Origin of the sequence: Mesorhizobium sp. M2A.F.Ca.ET.067.02.1.1 (genome assembly GCF_004023285.1) — a bacterium.
Classification (GTDB): Bacteria; Pseudomonadota; Alphaproteobacteria; order Rhizobiales; family Rhizobiaceae; genus Mesorhizobium.
Genome location: NZ_RZSB01000040.1, coordinates 1 through 18,163, shown reverse-complemented (window position 1 = coordinate 18,163; position 18,163 = coordinate 1). Strand labels below are relative to the sequence as shown.

Annotated in this window: 14 protein-coding genes; 10 read left to right on the top strand and 4 right to left on the bottom strand. The window is 63.9% G+C overall.

Annotated elements, in window-relative coordinates:
- The 7 genes from EOA28_RS06235 to EOA28_RS06205 all read left to right on the top strand — a co-directional run.
- Window positions 1–645, top strand: a 645-nt coding sequence (locus EOA28_RS06235) for a transporter substrate-binding domain-containing protein (protein WP_128314706.1), incomplete at its 5' end; no start/stop codon positions are given.
- A 29-nt stretch (window positions 646–674) separates the two neighbouring features.
- Complete coding sequence (locus EOA28_RS06230) at window positions 675–2,012, top strand: cation:dicarboxylase symporter family transporter (protein WP_245463211.1); 1,338 nt, start codon at window positions 675–677, stop codon at window positions 2,010–2,012.
- A complete protein-coding gene (locus EOA28_RS06225) occupies window positions 2,009–2,806 on the top strand; it encodes an amino acid racemase (RefSeq protein WP_127252990.1) in 798 nt (265 codons plus the stop codon). Before EOA28_RS06230 ends, EOA28_RS06225 begins: the two co-directional genes overlap by 4 nt.
- Window positions 2,807–3,119: 313 nt before the next feature.
- A complete protein-coding gene (locus EOA28_RS06220; RefSeq protein WP_127252991.1) occupies window positions 3,120–3,971 on the top strand; it encodes a MetQ/NlpA family lipoprotein in 852 nt (283 codons plus the stop codon).
- Window positions 3,972–4,054: 83 nt separating this feature from the next.
- Window positions 4,055–5,146 carry a methionine ABC transporter ATP-binding protein gene (locus tag EOA28_RS06215; protein WP_126078710.1) on the top strand — a complete coding sequence of 364 codons (1,092 nt, stop codon included), beginning with the start codon at window positions 4,055–4,057 and terminating at the stop codon, window positions 5,144–5,146.
- Window positions 5,127–5,783, top strand: coding sequence for a methionine ABC transporter permease (locus EOA28_RS06210; protein WP_042638989.1), 657 nt, complete (start codon window positions 5,127–5,129; stop codon window positions 5,781–5,783). The genes EOA28_RS06215 and EOA28_RS06210 overlap by 20 nt, the downstream gene beginning before the upstream one ends.
- 164 nt (window positions 5,784–5,947) lie before the next feature.
- The gene (locus tag EOA28_RS06205) at window positions 5,948–6,967 is read left to right on the top strand and encodes an isopenicillin N synthase family oxygenase (protein ID WP_127252992.1); all 1,020 of its coding nucleotides are present in this window, start codon (window positions 5,948–5,950) and stop codon (window positions 6,965–6,967) included.
- A 359-nt stretch (window positions 6,968–7,326) separates the two neighbouring features.
- Here the strand turns inward: EOA28_RS06205 and EOA28_RS06200 are convergent, their stop codons facing one another.
- On the bottom strand, window positions 7,327–8,229 hold the full coding sequence (locus tag EOA28_RS06200) for a LysR family transcriptional regulator (RefSeq protein ID WP_127252993.1): 903 nt from the start codon (window positions 8,227–8,229) through the stop codon (window positions 7,327–7,329).
- A gap of 103 nt (window positions 8,230–8,332) precedes the next feature.
- Here EOA28_RS06200 and EOA28_RS06195 point away from each other — a divergent pair, with 103 nt between their 5' ends.
- A complete protein-coding gene (locus tag EOA28_RS06195) occupies window positions 8,333–9,319 on the top strand; it encodes a zinc-dependent alcohol dehydrogenase family protein (protein WP_127386203.1) in 987 nt (328 codons plus the stop codon).
- 74 nt (window positions 9,320–9,393) lie between these two features.
- On the opposite strand, the gene EOA28_RS06190 is transcribed toward EOA28_RS06195, so the two are convergent.
- Window positions 9,394–10,428 (bottom strand): class I SAM-dependent methyltransferase, encoded by a 1,035-nt coding sequence (locus tag EOA28_RS06190; protein ID WP_127251668.1) that lies wholly within the window; start codon window positions 10,426–10,428, stop codon window positions 9,394–9,396.
- Window positions 10,429–10,743: 315 nt separating this feature from the next.
- Between EOA28_RS06190 and EOA28_RS06185 the strand changes: the two genes are divergently transcribed.
- Window positions 10,744–12,717 carry an EAL domain-containing protein gene (locus EOA28_RS06185; RefSeq protein ID WP_127251667.1) on the top strand — a complete coding sequence of 658 codons (1,974 nt, stop codon included), beginning with the start codon at window positions 10,744–10,746 and terminating at the stop codon, window positions 12,715–12,717.
- 180 nt (window positions 12,718–12,897) lie between these two features.
- Here the strand turns inward: EOA28_RS06185 and EOA28_RS06180 are convergent, their stop codons facing one another.
- A complete protein-coding gene (locus tag EOA28_RS06180) occupies window positions 12,898–13,794 on the bottom strand; it encodes an AraC family transcriptional regulator (protein WP_127251666.1) in 897 nt (298 codons plus the stop codon).
- A gap of 150 nt (window positions 13,795–13,944) precedes the next feature.
- Between EOA28_RS06180 and EOA28_RS06175 the strand changes: the two genes are divergently transcribed.
- Window positions 13,945–14,670 carry an SDR family oxidoreductase gene (locus EOA28_RS06175; protein WP_127251665.1) on the top strand — a complete coding sequence of 242 codons (726 nt, stop codon included), beginning with the start codon at window positions 13,945–13,947 and terminating at the stop codon, window positions 14,668–14,670.
- Window positions 14,671–14,750: 80 nt separating this feature from the next.
- Here the strand turns inward: EOA28_RS06175 and EOA28_RS06170 are convergent, their stop codons facing one another.
- Window positions 14,751–18,155 carry an acyl-[ACP]--phospholipid O-acyltransferase gene (locus tag EOA28_RS06170; RefSeq protein ID WP_127251664.1) on the bottom strand — a complete coding sequence of 1,135 codons (3,405 nt, stop codon included), beginning with the start codon at window positions 18,153–18,155 and terminating at the stop codon, window positions 14,751–14,753.
- Window positions 18,156–18,163: the final 8 nt, after the last annotated feature.

Genomic DNA, 18,163 nt, shown 5'->3' with positions numbered 1-18,163 from the left:
GGTATCGACATGGACCTTGCGCGCGGCATAGCCGCCGAGCTTGGCGTCGAATCCGTGTTCGACCGGTCCGCCGTGACCTTCGATGGCATGGTGCAAAAACTGATCTCCGGTCAGGCGGACCTGGCGATCGGCAAGCTCAGCCGCACGCTTCAGCGCGGCCGCTCGATCCTCTATTCACGCCCTTATGCCATGCTGCATCAGGGGCTGCTCGCCAATCGCGTGAACCTGGCGCGCATCACGCAAGGCAAGCCGCCCGAACAGATCATCCGCGATTTCTCCGGCGATCTCGGCGTGATCGAAGGCTCGTCCTTCGCCACGTATGCGGCGGCCACTTTCCCGCACGCCACGATCCAGCGCTTCGCGGGCTGGAACACGGTCATCGACGCGATCCGCAATGGCACGATCGACCTTGCTTATCGCGATGATTTCGAGATCAAGAAGCTGATGGTCGATGACCCGTCGATGACTGTCGTCGCGCGCTCGATCACGCTGACGGACAAGGTCGACACAATCGCGGTCGGCGTCAGCCCGGCCAATCCGCATCTCGCGGCCTTTGTCGATCTCTATCTCGATCTGGCAAGGGGTCAGCAGGTCCTCAACACCGACGAGATCATTGCGCGCTATCGCCAGGGGAGCAAAGCCTGACAATGGCCGTCTCGGATGCAGCCGCACCCATGCCTCTCGATTGGCGCCTGGCGGCAAAGCGCATCCTGCGCTCGCCGTTGACGACGATCATCATGATCCTGGCCGGGATTCTGTGCGGACTGTACTACCCGACCTTCGCCCATGCGATCAGCCCCGTGGCGCAGGTCTACCTGAATTTCCTCAAGATGGTCGTCCTGCCTTACCTGGTCTCGTCCGTCATCTTCTCGATCACAGCCATGGTTCAGGACCCGAAATCGGTCCGCTATCTCGGTAAGGTGGGTATAGCCGTGTTGGTCGTGTCGTTTCTCGCCGTGCTGGTCAGCGGCACCTATTCGCTGATCCTCAAGCCGGGCCAGATCGAGAACCCACAGTCGCGCATCGAGCTCGGCGAATTCATCAATTCGCAAGGCAGCGTCTCCACCGATCTCGCCTTCCCGTTCCAGCCGCCACCTCCCACCGCCGATCCGAACGGCGGACATTCGATCTTCCTGGACCTGGTGCCGAACAACGTTTTCAACGCGCTGGCCTCGGGCCAGACCATCCAGGTCCTCTTGTTTTGCCTGCTTTTCGGGCTGGCGATGGGCAAGATTCCCCAGCCCTCGTCGCTGAGCCTCTCACAGGCGCTCCACGCGGTGTATCGGGCCTGCACGGTGCTGACCAACTGGTTCGTCTGGGGACTGCCCTTCGCAACCTTCGTCCTGATCGCCGACCAGACCGCGTCGACCGGCACCAAGCCGCTGATGCTGATGGGCGGCTATCTGCTGGTGATGGGCCTTTCCTGCCTGACATTCCTCGCCGGCGCGTTCGCGATTATCGCCATCAGGTCGCGGCGAAGCTACTGGGCCACGATCAAGACCCTTCAGCCGCTTCTGATGGTTGCCATCACGACGCGCTCCACCGTCGCGTCGCTGCCCTGGGTCATCAATCTTTTGAGCGAGCGGCTGCGCTTCAACCTGGTGGTGGTCGAGCTGCTCGTGCCGCTGCAGGCGGCGCTGCTGCGGACCGGGCCGGCGCTGGTCTACACATCCGGCGCCCTGTTCATTGCCCAGCTCTACGGCCATCAGCTGGCGATCCCGGACCTCATGCTTGTCGGCGTCGTCTCCGCGCTTCTGGCGCTGACGACAGGCGGCATGGGCAGCCTGCTCATCCTCTCGCAGATGTCCATCGTCTGCGGCTATCTGAAGCTTCCCTTCGAGGCGGCATTCGCCCTGTTCGTCGCGGTGGACGCGGCCGTGGACACGCTGATGACGCTGTCCAGCGTCTCCACCGTGGCGGCAAGCACGGCAATGATCGCACCCAGCCATAGGGAGACGGTGCAGAGCGCCGAAACCGTCGCGCAAGGTCTCGAAGCCGAGCCCGCCCGATGATCGACGACGCCATCCGTCCGCAGCTCGGCATCATTGGCGGCCTCGGGCCGCTGGCGTCGGCCGACTTCTATTTCAAGCTGACACGGATGACCGAGGCGCTGCGCGACAACGAGCATGTGCCTTCCGTCATCCTCAGCGTGCCGCAGCTGCCCGACAGGACCGAAGCGATCCTCAGCAACCATGACGGGCCGCTGGCCCCGCTGACCGCTGCGGTCTCGACGCTCAACGCGCTCGGCGTTGCCTGCATCGCCATGCCCTGCAACACCGCCCATCATTGGTACGACAAGCTGGCGGCGAACTCGTCAGCCGAGATCATCCATATCGGCGACGCGGTGGTGGCGGAAATCCGCCGCGGCCTGGACCGGGGCAGGGTGGCGAACCTCGCAACCCGGGGCACCCTGGTTTCCGGTTTCTATCAGCACAGGATAGCGGCGGCGGGCTTCGACCTCTGCCTTCCGCAGGATGCCGAGTTTCAGGAACGCGTCGACAGCGCGATCATGCTCGTCAAGGCCGGTTCGATCGCGCAAGCCGCGGCCGAGACCGAGCGCGCGCTTCATCTCGCGCAAATGGCCGGCGCAGATGTCGCCCTACTTGGCTGCACCGAACTGTCCGTCGTGGCAGCCAGCCTCGGCGACACGAACGGACTGGTCGTCGTCGACAGCAATGCGGCGCTGGCGCGGGCCAGCCTGCAACGGTTGGGCTACCCTGTGCAGGAAGCGCGAGGCCTGCCCACCGTCTCGTCGCTGCCGGCAGACGGCCGGCCGTCCTTGCGTGTCACCCGGCGGGCTTCCTAATGCATGGCGCCCAGAACTGTGCAGCGGTTCTGGGACAACGACATGCATCAAACAAAGACTTAAGGCCGCGTCGCCAGAATCCGGTTCGGCGCGACGAGCTTTAGACGCGCAAGTTTCCATCGCCTTGCCGTCGATATCCGCTTGCCAGCGGCCGATGTGCTCCAAGTCATAAAATCTTTGAGAGAATATTTTCCGCCTCCCGTCCGAGAGGAAATGCGCTTCTTTGCCCGAGCCGGCAGCATTGGTGATGCTTGATATCAAGGCTTCGCATCCCGCCAGGCCCAAATGATTTCAGGATTGCAAGGAACGCATCATGTCCGAACCCGGCAACGCTTCAAATTCTCTCGTTACGTCAACCACCAGGCGCGCCGGACTGGCGGCGCTTCTCGCCACGACATTGGCCGTCATCGGCCTCAACGCGCCGTCGTCGTCCTTCGCCGAGGAGAAGAAGGCGATCAAGGTCGGCATCATCAGCGGCGAGGATGAGGATGTCTGGCGCGTCGTCACCGCCGAGGCGGCCAAGAAAGGGCTGACCATCGAGACAGTCGTCTTCAACGATTACACCCAGCCCAACGAGGCGCTGGAGCGGGGCGAGATCGACGCCAACGCCTTCCAGCACAAGCCGTATCTCGACAACCAGATCAAGACGCAAGGCTACCACATCGTGCCGGTTGGCTATACCGGCGTCTGGCCGATAGGGCTTTATTCGAAGAAGCATGCCAAGGTCGCCGACCTGCCGGAAGGCGCTGTCATCGGCCTGCCCAACGACCCGTCCAACGAGGGCCGCGCGCTGCACGTGCTGGAGCATGAGGGCCTGATCAAGCTGAAAGACGGCACCGGCATCCTGGCGACGACCGCCGACATTGCCGACAACCCGAAGAAGCTCGAGATCAAGGAGCTCGACGCCGGCATCGTCGGCCGCTCGGTCGACGATCTTGACGCCGCGGTCGTCAACACCGACTGGGCGCTGAAGAGCGGCCTCGGCCCGGAAAACCGCATCGCGCAGGAGCCGGTGGCCGACAATCCCTACCGCAACTTCATCGCGGTCAAGATCGGAAGCAAGAACGAGCCCTGGGTGAAGACGCTGGTCGCCTCCTACCAAAATGAGACGGTCAAGGCCGAGTTCGACAAGGTCTACAAGGGCACCGGGATCAGCGCCTATTGACCGGCGCATGGTTGGCAGAAATGGGCGGTCCGCTGTTGAGCGGGCCGCCGTCGCGTTTGCGTGGCACTGAAACGGAAACAGAGATGAACCAGCACGTCACCGCCGGACTTGCCGATCCGGTCCGCGTCGAGCCGACCGGGCGGGAAGACGTTGTCCGCCTCGTCGATCTGAAGCGCCGCTTCGGCGCGACGGCGGCGCTCGACGGCGTCTCGCTGACCGTGAAGAAGGGCGAGATCCTCGGTATCATCGGCCGCAGCGGCGCCGGCAAGTCGACGCTGATCCGCTGTCTGAACGGGCTGGAGCGGCCGGATTCCGGCGAGGTCTTCATCGAGGGGCGCGAGATCAGCCGCCTCGGCGAGCGCGAGCTGCAGCCGCTGCGCCGCCGCATCGGCATGGTGTTCCAGCATTTCAATCTCTTGTCGGCCAAGACCGTCGAGGACAATGTCGCGCTGCCGCTCAAGATCGAAGGACGCCCGCGCGCCGAGCGTGTGGCCCGCGCGGCCGAGCTGCTGCAACTCGTCGGCCTGTCGGAGAAAGCCAAGGCCTATCCCGCTTCGCTGTCGGGCGGCCAGAAGCAGCGCGTCGGCATCGCCAGGGCTTTGGCCGCGCGGCCGGCGCTGCTCTTGTCGGATGAGGCGACATCGGCGCTCGATCCGGAAACGACGCGCTCGATCCTGGCGCTGCTCAAGGACATCAATTCCAGGCTCGGCCTCACCATCCTGCTGATCACGCATGAGATGGAGGTGATCCGCTCCATCGCCGATCGAGTGGCGGTGATCGATGCCGGCCGGATCGTCGAGGAGGGCGCCGTCTGGCAGGTCTTCGCCGATCCGAAGTCGGAGATCACCCGCAGCCTGCTCGGCGGCATCCGGCCGCAACTGCCGCCCGAGATTGCCAGCCGGCTGGTTCCGGGCGAAGGGGCGGAAACGATCCTCCGGATCGACGTCGCCGGCGAGGCGGCGCGTCGCCCGCTGCTGTCCGAGCTTGGCGCCAGCGTGCACGGCGCGTTCCGGCTTGTGCATGGCGGCATTGACCATGTGCAGCAGCAGCCGGTCGGCACGTTGTTCGTGGCGCTCCCTGGAGCCGACGCTGCCCATCTGGCGGCGGTTATCGCTTTCCTGAAGAACCGCGGCGCGCGGGTGGAGGTGCTTGGCCATGTCGCCGGTCCTGTTTGAACTCCTGCTTCGTTCGATCTGGGAGACGGTGCTGATGACCGGCGCGTCCGGTCTGATCTCGCTTGTCTTCGGCCTGCCGCTCGGCCTTGCCCTGGTCGCCACCGATCGCGGCGGCATCGCCGAAAGCCTTTGGGTCAACCGCATCCTTGGCGCCGTCATCAATGGCTTCCGTTCGGTGCCGTTCATCATCCTGCTGGTGGCGCTGATCCCGGTGACGCGGCTGATCGTCGGCACCTCGATCGGTACCTGGGCGGCGATCGTGCCGCTGTCGATCGCGGCGACGCCCTATTACGCGCGCATTGCCGAAGTGTCGCTGCGCGAGGTGGACCACGGGTTGATCGAGGCGGCGCGCGCCATGGGCGGCAACCGCTGGACGATCATCCGCGAGGTGCTGGTGCCGGAGGCGCTGCCGGGCATCGTCGCCGGCTTTACCGTGACGCTGGTGACGCTGGTCGGCGCCTCGGCCATGGCCGGCGCCATCGGCGCCGGCGGTCTCGGCGATCTCGCCATCCGCTACGGCTATCAGCGCTTCGAAACCAGCGTCATGGTCGCCGTTGTCATCGTGCTCATCGTGCTCGTCTGCGGCATCCAGTGGATCGGCGACCGGCTGGTCGCTCGTCTGGATCATCGCGGATGATGTGCGGCATCCGAACGCAATTTGCCGCAAAAGCCGGGAATTGAGCGCTGGTATGCTGCGTTTGCAATGAGATTGTTCGGTGTGTTTCTTCACCGGCAATGACACGCATGTCATCGTGCGATGGGGAGCTAAAACAAAGAGTTACCGACAAGAGGAGCCTGTCCATGCCAAGAATAGTTCCGGTGCTCGATCTCGACCGCCTGGAGCAGGGTCCATCCGAGCTTCGAACTTTCTTGTTTGATTTGCGCACCGCCGCCCGCGATGTCGGGTTCTTCTATCTGAGCGGTCACGGCATCACCCAACCGGAGATCGACGCGGTGCTGGGTGCCGCGCGCGGCTTCTTTGCCTTGCCGGAAGCCGACAAGCTTGCCATCGAAATGGTGAAGTCGCCGCAGTTCCGCGGCTATACGCGCGCCGGCGGCGAACTGACCAGCGGCAAGGCCGACTGGCGCGAGCAGCTCGACATCGGCGTCGAACGCGCGACCATTGCGCAAGGGCCGGGCGTGCCGGCCTGGACGCGGCTGCAGGGCCCGAACCAGTGGCCGGCCGCGCTCCCCGATCTGAAGCCGGCGTTGCTCGCCTGGCAGGCCAAGGCGGCCGATGTGGCGATCCGGCTGCTCAAGGCATTCGCGCTGTCGCTCGACCAGCCGGAGGATGCCTTCGATGCGATCTATCGCGGCGAGCCGAACCACCGCATGAAGATCGTGCGCTATCCCGGCCGCGACACGACCGGCGACGACCAGGGCGTCGGCGCGCATAAGGATGGCGGCTTCCTCACCCTTCTGCTGCAGGACGAGAACAAGGGGTTGCAGGTCGAGTATGACGGCAGCTGGGTCGATGTCGACCCGATCCCGCGAACGCTGGTCGTCAACATCGGCGAACTGCTTGAACTCGCCTCGAACGGCTATCTCAGGGCGACCGTGCACCGCGTCGTCACGCCGCCCGCCGGCGTCGAACGGATTTCGGTGCCGTTCTTCTTCGGCGCCCGTCTCGACGCCACGATCCCGCTGCTCGACCTGCCGGAGGAGCTGGCGGCCGAGGCGCGCGGCCCGGCCAGCGACCCTGACAACCCGCTGTTTCGCAACGTCGGAACCAATGTGCTGAAAAGCCGGCTGAGGTCACATCCCGACGTAGCCCGGCGCCATTATGCGGATCTGTTGGAAAAAGCATCGGCCGCCGGCTGACGACTTCACAATGATTAAGCGAGATTTTTTCGCGATCTCGGTATTTTTTGGAATTTCGTTCGTGGAAAATACGCCGCCGAGACCCCAAATAGGCTGCATCGCTCGGCGTTTTCCTCCCATTGCGCCGGGCGATGTTCCCCTCTGAAGGTTATGACCTTCATGCTTGGCCGGGCCGCTTTCGCGCCCGGCCTTTTTCTTTCAAATGCTTTAGAGATGCCTTGATCAGGCGAGGCGATACTGATCGCGACAAAGCGGCCTAAAGCATGTCTCCCGAAAGTGGGAACTGGTTTCGGGATAAAGACATGCGTAAAACTAAAAACCTAAAGCGCATGGAGCGAATCTGAAGATCGCGACGCGCTTTACTTCGTCAGCTTCGGCAATCCCGCCGCCAGCGCGTCGATGGCCAGCCGCACCTTCAACGGCAGATGCGGCATCTGGAGCCAGAGTGCGTGGCAATCGTAGAGATAGTCCGGCTTGTCAGGCAGCACGCGGATGAGCTTGCCTGCTTCGACACGCTCACGCACCAGCCAGTATGGCAGCCAGGCCAGCCCCATGCCTTCGCTCGCCGCGTCGGCGATGGCATCGAGATCGTCGAGACGCAATCGACCGACCGGCGCGAACTCTGCGACGGAACCGTCATCGCGCGGGAAGAGCCATGGCTGCAACACATGGCCGAGCCGCCGGTAGACGATCGCCTGATGGGCGGCGATATCCTCAAGATCGGTGGGCTTGCCGAAGGTCTCGATGTAGGACGGCGAAGCGCAGACGACCATGCGCTGGCGCGCGACTCGGCGCCCGATGATGCCAGCCCGATCATCCAGCGGGCCGGTACGGATCGCCAGGTCGAAACCATCCTCGACGAGATCGGCGAAGCGGTCGCTGAGCGACAGATCCAGTTCCAGTGTCGGATAACGCCGGGCAAGGGCGAGCAGGATCGGTGTGACGCAGTGCCGGCCGAAATGCGCCGGCATCGTCACCCGCAGTTTCCCGCGAGGTTCGGACAGCTGGTCGGCCGCCAGCGCATCGGCCGCCTGCGCTTCCGCCAGTACGATCCTGCAGCGCTCATAATAGGCGCGCCCGAAATCGGTCGGGCTCTGCCGGCGCGTGGTGCGGTTGATGAGCCGTGCGCCGAGCCGCTCCTCAAGGGAGCGGACATGCTTGCCGACCATCGGCCCCGAAAGCTCGAGAGCCGCCGCGGCGGCCGTGAACGAGCCGAGGTCGATGGCTTTCACGAACACTTCCATGCTTTCGAGGCGATCCATATTGAAAACCTATTGTTTCGACTGTTCTGCCTGAACAGCGATTTATCTGCTCTCCACGCCCCTGCATAGTTCCATTCCATCGATTGGATTTGGAGTTGCATGGATGGCAAGGGTTGTTCGCTTTCACAGTCACGGCGGTCCCGAGGTGCTTCGCATCGAGGAGATAGAGGTTCCGTCGCCAGGTCCTGGCGAGGTGCGGATCCGCGTCAGGGCACTCGGCTTGAACCGGGCCGAAGCCTCGATGCGCAACGGCACTTACATCGAAACGCCGTCGCTGCCGTCAGGCCTCGGCCTTGAGGCAGCCGGCTTTGTCGAGGCGATCGGCGAGGGCGTCGCTGGTTTCGCGCCGGGCGATGCGGTCAGCATCATCCCGCCGCGATCGATGGCGCGCTGGCCTGCGTATGGCGAGCTTGTGACCTTTCCTGCCGAGCTCGTCGTCAAGCATCCGCCATCGCTTTCGTTCGAGGCCGCCGCGGCGACATGGATGCAATATCTCACCGCTTATGGCGCGCTGATCGATATCGCCCATCTGTGCGGTGACGAGCCCGTCGTCATCACCGCCGCTTCGAGCAGCGTCGGGCTCGCCGCCATCCAGATCGCCAACAGAATTAGCGCCGTGCCGATCGCCGTCACCCGGACATCGGCCAAGAAGACGCCATTGCTCGATGCCGGCGCTGCGCATGTAGTGGCCTTGGCTGAGGACGATCTCGAAGCGCGGCTGAGAGCGATCGCGCCGCAAGGCGTGCGCGTCGTGCTCGACCCCGTCGGCGGCCCGATTTTCACGCCTCTTGCAGCCGCGATGGCACGCGGCGGCATTCTCATCGAATATGGCGGCCTCAGCCCTGAGCCGACGCCGTTCCCGCTGTTCGAGGTCCTGGCGAAGACGTTGACGCTGCGCGGCTACCTTGTCCACGAGATCACCGGCGATCCCGCCCGGCTGCAAACAGCCAAGCGCTTCATCCTCGATGGCCTCGCATCGGGCGCGCTGAGGCCGATCATCGCCAGGACGTTTCCGTTCGAGGCGATCGCCGAGGCGCACCGCTTTCTCGAGGCTGGCGAACAGTTCGGCAAGATCCTCGTGACTGTGTGAGGGCCTGAAAGGATCGGCGCCCGATCGAGCGGCGCGCCCGATCGATCATGCCGCTCGAATTACGGAGACCGTCGCTAGCCGCGCTTTTCGATAACCGCGTAGAGCACGTTGCGGTTCTCGCCATAGAACACCTGCGCGTCGACGGTGTTGCGGTCGACGCTGGCATTGATGATGTTCCACATGTCGGCTTCCGAGCGCAGCAGCAGCACCCAGTCCATGAATGTCTCGCGATAGCCGGCGTCGGGAGTGCCTTCGGCATAGTTGGCGAACAGGAACCTGCCGTTCGGCTTCAGCATCTGCAGGCACGTCTTCGTCAGCTTAACCGCGACGTTGTGCTGAAGATAGTCGTAAAGGCCCGAAGCATAGATCAGGTCGAACTTGCCGAGCTTGTGGCCTCTCGTGAGCACGGTTCGCACCGAGCCGTCCACGGCCTCGATCGCGGTGCCCTGGAAATCGCGCGCGATCAGACCGACGCTCTGCGGATCCTGGTCGAGCGCGACCCACCGCTTCAGCCTGCCCTCGGCAAGTGCGGTCGAGCGGTTGGCCTCGCGCAGATGGCCGGCCGCGATCGCCAGCACTTCCGCTTCCGGTCCATTCCTCGCCGCCGTCTCGTCGACATATCGGGTCAACAGGTCCCGCCGTTCCCGCGCCGCGACGCATGACGGCACATTCTGGGTATGGCTGTAGAGCGCTTTGCCGATCTCCGAGGCGTTGGCCACGTCGTCGGCCACATGCGGATCGCAATAGATAAAGTCGAGCAGCTGCGCGTCGCCGGAATAACCCCTGGGTTTGGTGAAGGACCAGTGCGTGAGGGGATCCTGGAGGAAATATTGCAGGATCGCGTGGTTCTGTGCCACCGGTATTAAGGCCTGCCAGACGTCGGGATGAACCCTGGAGCGCAGCGCGCTGAGGACCGACAGCAGGCGCCGGACGATCTCGGCGGGATCCCTCTGCTGCTCGATCTGTTGGTGCGTCGTCAACAGGATGAGCGCGAGCTCCGCGCGAGCGTCCTCGAAGGCTCCGCCATGGCGCTCGGGCTTCCCTCGATGCAGACCGGCGGCAATCGTCTTAGCAGTAATCAGGCTTTTGCCATCAAAAACGGTCTGCACTGGATACTCCGTGGTTAACAGTCATTTAACTTATTGCGTAGAATGTCGGATTTGCCAACGGTGATCGTTAGCATTTTAATGATATGATTAATTTCCCGCTAACCATCTCGCTTCATTGGATATTTTGCGGGCCGGAATTCGGGTTCGAGTTAACGCAAACTTGTCTCCCGCCGTGGCATTTTATTGCTCGGCAAACCGTTGTTTCGCTAGGAGCGGGCCCGCGTGGGGGCAGGAGCGAGAAAAGAGTTCGAAAGGCAAAAACCCTTTGAGCAGGGGTTCATTGCGGACGAACGCGTCGCGTCCAGATTGGCCGATATGGCGCATGTCGAGCCCTACGAGCCGCGTCCCGGCCCGGGGCCGAACGAGCTGCGCGTCCTTTATCGCGAGGAATCGCAGGCGAAGCGGCGGCGGGAAGCCAGGCCCGGGCTTTGGATGGCCGTCGCCATCTATGTGCTGTTCTCGGCGACGGATCTGCTGCTGATACCGGATGTGGCGCTCTACACGATCACGGCGCGCTTCGCCGTCGGCCTGACCGCGCTGCTGACGCTGGAGGGCCAGCTTCGCCGCGGTGTTGCCACGCAATGGCTCGACGTGACCTGCGCGGCCGCAATCATCTTTGGCTATATCGGCTGGCTGTGGCCTACATCCTGGGGAGCCGACCGGGAAACCGTCGCCTACTACATGGTGTTCGGCACGATCTTCATGATGAGCGCCAACCTCTTTTTCACATTCAGCTTCAAGCTTTCGATCATCACGTCGACCATAATCCTGTGCATTCTGTACGTGGTAAATTATTTCGTGCCTGCTTCGCTGACGTACAAAATGGTGTTCGGTACCTTCTACGTCTCCTGCTTCACTTTCACCTCCTATGTGAACTGGAAGCTGAACGAGGAGCGCTACAACGTCTTCCTCAACGCGCTCGAAGCCAAGATCCAGCACAAGGAGGCGACGGAGCGCGGCAAGGCATTGCTGAGACTATCGCGGACGGATCCGCTGACGGGCCTGGAGAACCGCCGCGCGATCGACGAGAAGCTGCGCGAATACTGGAGCGACTGGCAAAAGCTCGGCAACCGTTTCGCGGCGATCCTCATCGATGTGGATTTCTTCAAGAAGTTCAACGACTGCTATGGCCACCAGGAGGGCGATCGTTGCCTGATCCATGTCGCCAACGCGCTGGGCGAGCTGGTCACGCGATACAACGGCTCGATCGGGCGCTACGGCGGCGAGGAATTCATCGTGCTCGCCCGCATGAACGACAAGGAACAGGTCGCCGCTCTCTCGGAAGCCATTTGCCGCACGGTGGAGGATCTGGCGCTGACGCACGAGCTGCGGCGCGACGGCACCTCGATCGTGACGGTGAGCGTCGGCGCCGCCTTCACCAGGACGCAGGCCGGCGCCAAGCTGGAGAAGATCATCCACGAGGCCGATCGCGCGCTGTACCTGGCGAAAGCCGGCGGCCGCAATTGCGCGCGCCTGTTCGACCCGACCGATCCGCAGAGCAGCGACGAGAGCGAGAACATCGCGGCCTTGCTCAAGATCGCAATCGACAGGAATCTCGTCTCCCTGGTCTATCAGCCGATCCAGGAAATAGCCTCGGGCCGGGTCGAGGCCGTCGAGGCGCTGATGCGCCTCAAGATGCTCGACGGCATTCTGGTTCCGCCGAGCCTGTTCATTCCGGTGGCCGAACGCACCGGCGCCATCCTGGAGCTCGGCCGCTGGGCGATAAGGACGGTGTGCACCGACGTCCTTGCGCATGACGAAGTCCGCGTGGTCAGTGTCAACGTGTCGCCGATCCAGCTCAAGACGCCCGGCTTCGCGACCTCCGTCGCCGGCATCCTCGGCGAAACCGGCGTGGCCGGCAGCAGGCTTGCCTTCGAGATCACCGAGGGGCGCGAGCTGGAGATGGACTCCGACATCCTGCGTTGCATCAGCGACCTGAAGCTCCTGGGCATCAAGATCTGGCTCGACGATTTCGGCACGGGCTTCGCCGGCCTGTCATGGCTGCGCCTGATCGATTTCGACACGGTCAAGATCGACCGCTCGTTCCTGCATGACTGCGGCACGCCTAAGGGCATGGCCATGCTCCAGGACATCATCGCGCTGGTCCGCAACCGCGGCCACAAGATCCTGGTCGAAGGCGTGGAGACCGACGAGCAGATGGCCCTGATGCGCGAATTCGGCATCGACAAGGTCCAGGGCTACCACGTCGGCCGCCCGATGCCCGCCGCAAGCTTCCAGGCAAAGCAGCAGGTGCAGAAGCGCCCGTTCACGGTGCTGAAGTCGGCGTGATACGGCATTCGAATTGAAGCCGCAGGTAAAGGCATTTCCGAGATCGAGTCTAAGGCGCGGGCGGGGGAGCAGTTTCTCCTTGCTGCCTCCAGCCGCCTGTCCCGAACAGTTCGGCAAGGTGGTGGTCGTGGTTTGAGGCGCGCTTGCCTGTTTGCAGGCTGCTGCCCCGCTCAGCACGGGTTAATAGGCCGCGGCCGAGCCGGGTATAGCCTGAAGGCGCTCGATGTCCTGACGGGGCGGGGCGCCGAACAGGCGCCGATATTCGCGGCTGAACTGGGACGGGCTGTCGTAGCCGACCGCGAAACCGGCCGTGCCGGCGTTGGCCCCGTCGGCCAGCATCAGCCTTCGCGCTTCCTGCAGGCGTAGCTGCTTTTGATACTCGAGCGGGGTCATGCGTGTGATCGCCTTGAAGTGGGCGTGAAGCGACGACGCGCTCATGCCTGAGGCGGCGGCAATCTCGTCGATTCGCAACTGCGTGTGGAAGCCGTTGCGTATCGTGGCGATGGCGCGGCTCACCTGGTTCAGGTGGCTGTCGACGGTTCCCATTTGACGAAGCGTTGCGCCATGCGGACCGGTGAGCAGACGGTAGAGGATTTCGCGCTCTACGAGCGGGGCCAGGACATCGATGGTCTCGGGGCTATCGAGCAGCTTCACCAATCGGCATGCGGCATCGATCAGGTCAGGATCGCTTGGATAGACGGCAAGCACGGGCAAGTCCTTCTCGGAAGAAACCCGCTGCTCGGTCACAAGCAGGTCGGCAAGTGCCGCGGGGTCGAAGTCGATCTTGCAGCAAAGATATGGCGCGGCCGGACTGGCCTCGAGAACATGGCCGACCAGAGGCAGGTCGACCGAAACAAGAAGATAGCTCGATGCATCATAGACCACGCTCTGGCCGGCCAGCGAGACGCGCTTCGACCCTTGGGCGATTATGCAAAGCGAAGCTTCATAGACCGCCGGCACCGGCGCGCTGGGATGGTCGGCGCGAATGAGCGACAGCCGGGGCACAGCGGTGCCGGACATGCCGGAGACCGGTGCGAACCGCGAGATCAGCTGAGCCAGGTCGGCAATTTTGTTCATGCTGCATAAATCTGCATCGCGCGCAATGTTGCAAGGCTTGGTCGGCTTATTTGGAGGATCGTGCAAACTCTTTGGACGATTACGCTACCGCTCTCCGCCTTCGCGCCACCATTTTTCGACCCGTCACCCGCAAGCGAAAAGGAAACGATCATGACGGGACTGAAAGACAAGGTTGTATTGATCACCGGCGCCTCGAGCGGCATCGGCGAAGCGACGGTTCGCGAGCTCTCATCGGCGGGCGCCAGGCTGTTTATCGGCGCCCGACGCGTCGAGCGTCTGAAGGCGCTGGCCGAGGAAATCGGTGAACGGGTCGCATGGCGCGAGTTCGACGTAACGGAGGCTGAGAGCTTCGATGCGTTCGCCGATGCCGCGCACGCCGAATTTGGACGGATCGATGTGCTGGTCAACAATGCCGGCGTCATGCCGCTGTCGCCGCTTGCCGCGCTGAAGCGCGATGAGTGGGCGCGCATGATCAACGTCAACATCTTCGGCGTGCTGAACGGGATCGCTTCGGTGCTGCCGCGATTCGTCGCGCAGAAAAACGGGCACGTCGTCAACGTGGCGTCCGTCGGCGCGCATCTCGTGCTGCCCACTGCGGCGGTCTACTGCGGCACCAAATATGCAGTATGGGCGATCACGGAAGGCCTGCGCCAAGAGCATGACGACATCCGCGCCACGATCATCTCGCCCGGCGTGACCGCGACCGAACTGGGCGACGACATCAGCGATCCCCAGGTGGCCGCGGCTTTGAAGGAGTGGCGGCGGAAATCACTTACGCCGGACGCCATCGCCCGCGCGATCCGCTTCGCCCTCGAACAGCCCGACGGCGTCGACGTCAACGAAGTGATCGTGCGCCCGACGGCAGCAAATATGTAGACATTCGTCTGCCAAGATGCCGGTTGTCAGTGAATGACGGGCAGGCCGGCCTGAACGCCGGCCTCCTCCAGCCCTTGAGCTCAAGCAGCCTTGACCTTCAGCTCTTCCTCGCCGCGCACCATCCTGGTCACGCCGGCGAAGTCGAGCTTGCCGGAACCGAGCACCGGCACTTTCGGCACGACGCGCACCTCGGCCGGCACCATCAGGTCCATGGCGCCATTCGCCTTGGCGAAGGCGAGGAAGTCCGCGCGTGTCGCGCCGGCAGCCTCGGTGATAAGGATGAGCTTCTCGCCCTTGCGCGCGTCCGGCACCGTCGCGACGGCTGATGGCGAGCCTTTCCACAGTTCACCGGCCAGCGCCTCGACCGCGGCAAGCGAGACCATCTCGCCGCCGATCTTGGCGAAGCGCTTGGCGCGGCCGCGGATCGAGATGAAGCCCGCGTCGTCGACGGTGACGACATCGCCGGTGTCGTGCCAGCCGTCCTTCACCGGCTCGATCACGCCGGGGTTTTCGGCGCGCAGATAGCCGGCCATGACGTTCGGGCCGCGCACGAAGAGCCGGCCGCCCTCGTCGACGCCGGGCACCGGGTCCAGGCGATACTCCATGCCGGGCATGATTTTTCCGACGCTGCCCGACTTGTTGTACATCGGCGTGTTGATGGCGATCACCGGGGCTGCTTCCGTCACGCCGTAGCCCTCGAGAATGCGCAGGCCGAACTTCTCCATATAGGTGGTGCGCGTCGCGGCCTTGACCGGCTCGGCGCCGGCGAAGCAATAGCGCACCGAGCGGAAATCGTAGGGGTGCGCGGTGCGCGCATAGCCGGCGAGGAACGTATCGGTGCCGAAGATGATCGTCGCGTTCGACCCGTAGATCAGTTCCGGCACGATGCGGTAGTGCAGCGGCGAGGGGTAGAAATAGACCGGCACGCCCGAGATCAAGGGCAGCACCGTTCCCGCCGTCATGCCGAAGGAATGGAAGATCGGCAGCACGTTGAACACTTTGTCGCCCGAGTGGAAGTCGATGCGCGAGGCCGCCTGGGCGGCGTTGGCCAGGATGTTGCGGTGGGTCAGCACCACGCCCTTTGGCGTGCCCTCCGAGCCCGAGGTGAACAGGATCGCGGCCGGATCGTCCGCCTTGCGCGCCACCCGCGGCGTCGTCTTGCGCAACAGGCCGAGCAGCTTGTCCTTCAGGCCGATCGTGGCGCGCAGGTCGTCGAGCCAGACGATGTCGACCGAGCGGCCGATCTCCTCTATTACTGGCCCGAGCTTGGCCTGCTCGACGAAGGCACGGGAGGTGAGCACGGTCTTCACCTCGGCCGCCTTGCAGGCCGATAGGATGTTGGCCGCACCCGCGGTGAAGTTGATCATCGCCGGCACCTTGCCGGCCGACATGACGCCGAGCAGCGTCGCGCATGAGCCGTTGGCGTTGGGCAGCATGATGCCCAGCGTCTCTTGTCCCGCATAGAGATGCTCGAACTTCTCGCCGAGCACCGCGGCGGCGGTGAGCAGCTTGCCGTAGCTCAGCGAGCCGGTGACCGGATCCTGCACGGCGAGTTCCTTCATGCCGCGCTCATGGGCCGTCTCGATGATCTTCTGAAGCACTGTCTTGTCGATATTCTGGGTGCGGAAGACGAGGTCCGACATCACCTGGTAGAGCGCGGAGCCAGCCGCGGCCCGGCGCTGGCGCCCCTTCAACTCCTGGGGGACTTCGAGCTTCACCGGCTCCAGGATGGTCACCTTGACCTTCGGGAACAGGCGATGCCGCACATGCTGCGAGGTCAGCCGCGAGAAGTAGCTCTTCTCCAGGCCCTCGATGCGCACCGGCACCACCATCGAGCCGGTCTTGTCGGCGACCATGGCGGCGCCGTCATAGACCTTCATCAGGCCGCCGGTGACGGTGATGCGGCCCTCCGGGAAGATGACCAGCGGATCGCCGCCCTGCACGATCTTGATCAGCGTGCGGGTCGACATCGGCTTCGCCGGATTGAGCGGCAGCGCGCGGGCGAGCTTCATGAAGGGCTTCATCCACCAGGCCTGGGCGATCGTGTAGTCGATGGCGAAGACCGGCTCCTCGTCGGTCAGCGTCAGCGCCAGCGGACCGTCGAGGAAGCTGACATGGTTGAGCGCCAGGATCGGCGCCTTGCCGGCCGCCTTGAGATTGTCCAGCCCCTCGACCTCCAGCCGCAGGAAGGCGCGGAACAGGATCGAGACGAAATCGCGGAAGGGATTGGTCGGCAGGAATTTCAGCATCAGCCAGGCGGCAATCGCGTTGGCGACGACGAGGCCGAACAGGATGCCCGCGATCGAGACGCCTGCCGCCTGGATCGCGGCGACAAGGATGCCGCCGACCGTCATGAAGCCGGCATTGACGATGCTGACCGCGGCAACGACTCGGGCGCGGCGCGCCTCCGGCGACCAGGCCTGCACGGCGGCGAAGGTCGGCACGACGAGGAAGGCGGCGGCAATGGCCATGCCGGCGAGGTCGATGGCCACACGGATGGTGTTGGGGCCGGCGAAGAAGGTGGCAAGCGTCTCGGCCTGGGGCGAGGGCTGCATGCTGCCGATGGTCCAGGCCAGGTGCAGCCCGAACAGCGCCATCAGCGCGGTGCCGACCGGCGCGGGCAAAAGCACCATGCGGCCTTGCGACATCCAGGCTGCGATAGCCGATCCGATGGCAATCGAGACGGCGAACACCGCGAGATAGGCGGTGACGGCGATCTCATTGCCGCCGAGTGAATCCTTGATCATCGCCGGCAGGATCGAGAGCACGATGGCGCCGACCAGCCAGAACCAGGAGGTCATCAGGCCGGCGCGCCAGATGCGCGTATCGGTGCGCAGGTCGGCGACCTGCCGCCAGGTCGAGCGCAAGATGTTCCAGTCGATGGTGAGGTTGGGAGCAGCCGAACCGGTGGACGGGATGTAGCGGCTGACGAACCAGCAGCCGGCGGCCAAGGCCATCATGATCGGCCCGAACACCGCAACGCCGATGCCGTCGGCTGAAACGACGCCGCCGGCAATCGTGCCGCCGAGGATCGCGGCGAAAGTGGCCGACTCGATCCAGGCATTGGCCTTTGGCAGTTCCTTGCGCTCGAGATGGTCCGGCAGGATGCCGTATTTGATCGGCCCGAACAGCGCCGAGATGATGCCGAACATCAAGAGCGCCGTCATCAGCACCGGGATCGATGACAGCGCGATGCCGACGACGGCGACGGCGGCCGCGGCGATCTCGGTGAATTTCAGCCGCCGCGCGATCAGCGCCTTGTCGAAGCGGTCTGCGATCTCGCCGCCAAGCGCCGAAAGCAAGAGGAAGGGCGCCATGAAGACAGCGCCGGCCAGCGTCACCAGGGACGCGGCCTGATCCTTCGCCAGCGTGAACAGAATGAGGAACACCAGCGTGTTCTTCAGGAAATTGTCGTTGAAGGCCGAGAGGAATTGCGTCCAGAAGAGAGGCGCGAAGCGCCGCGACATCATCAGATGGGTGTTCATGGCAATTT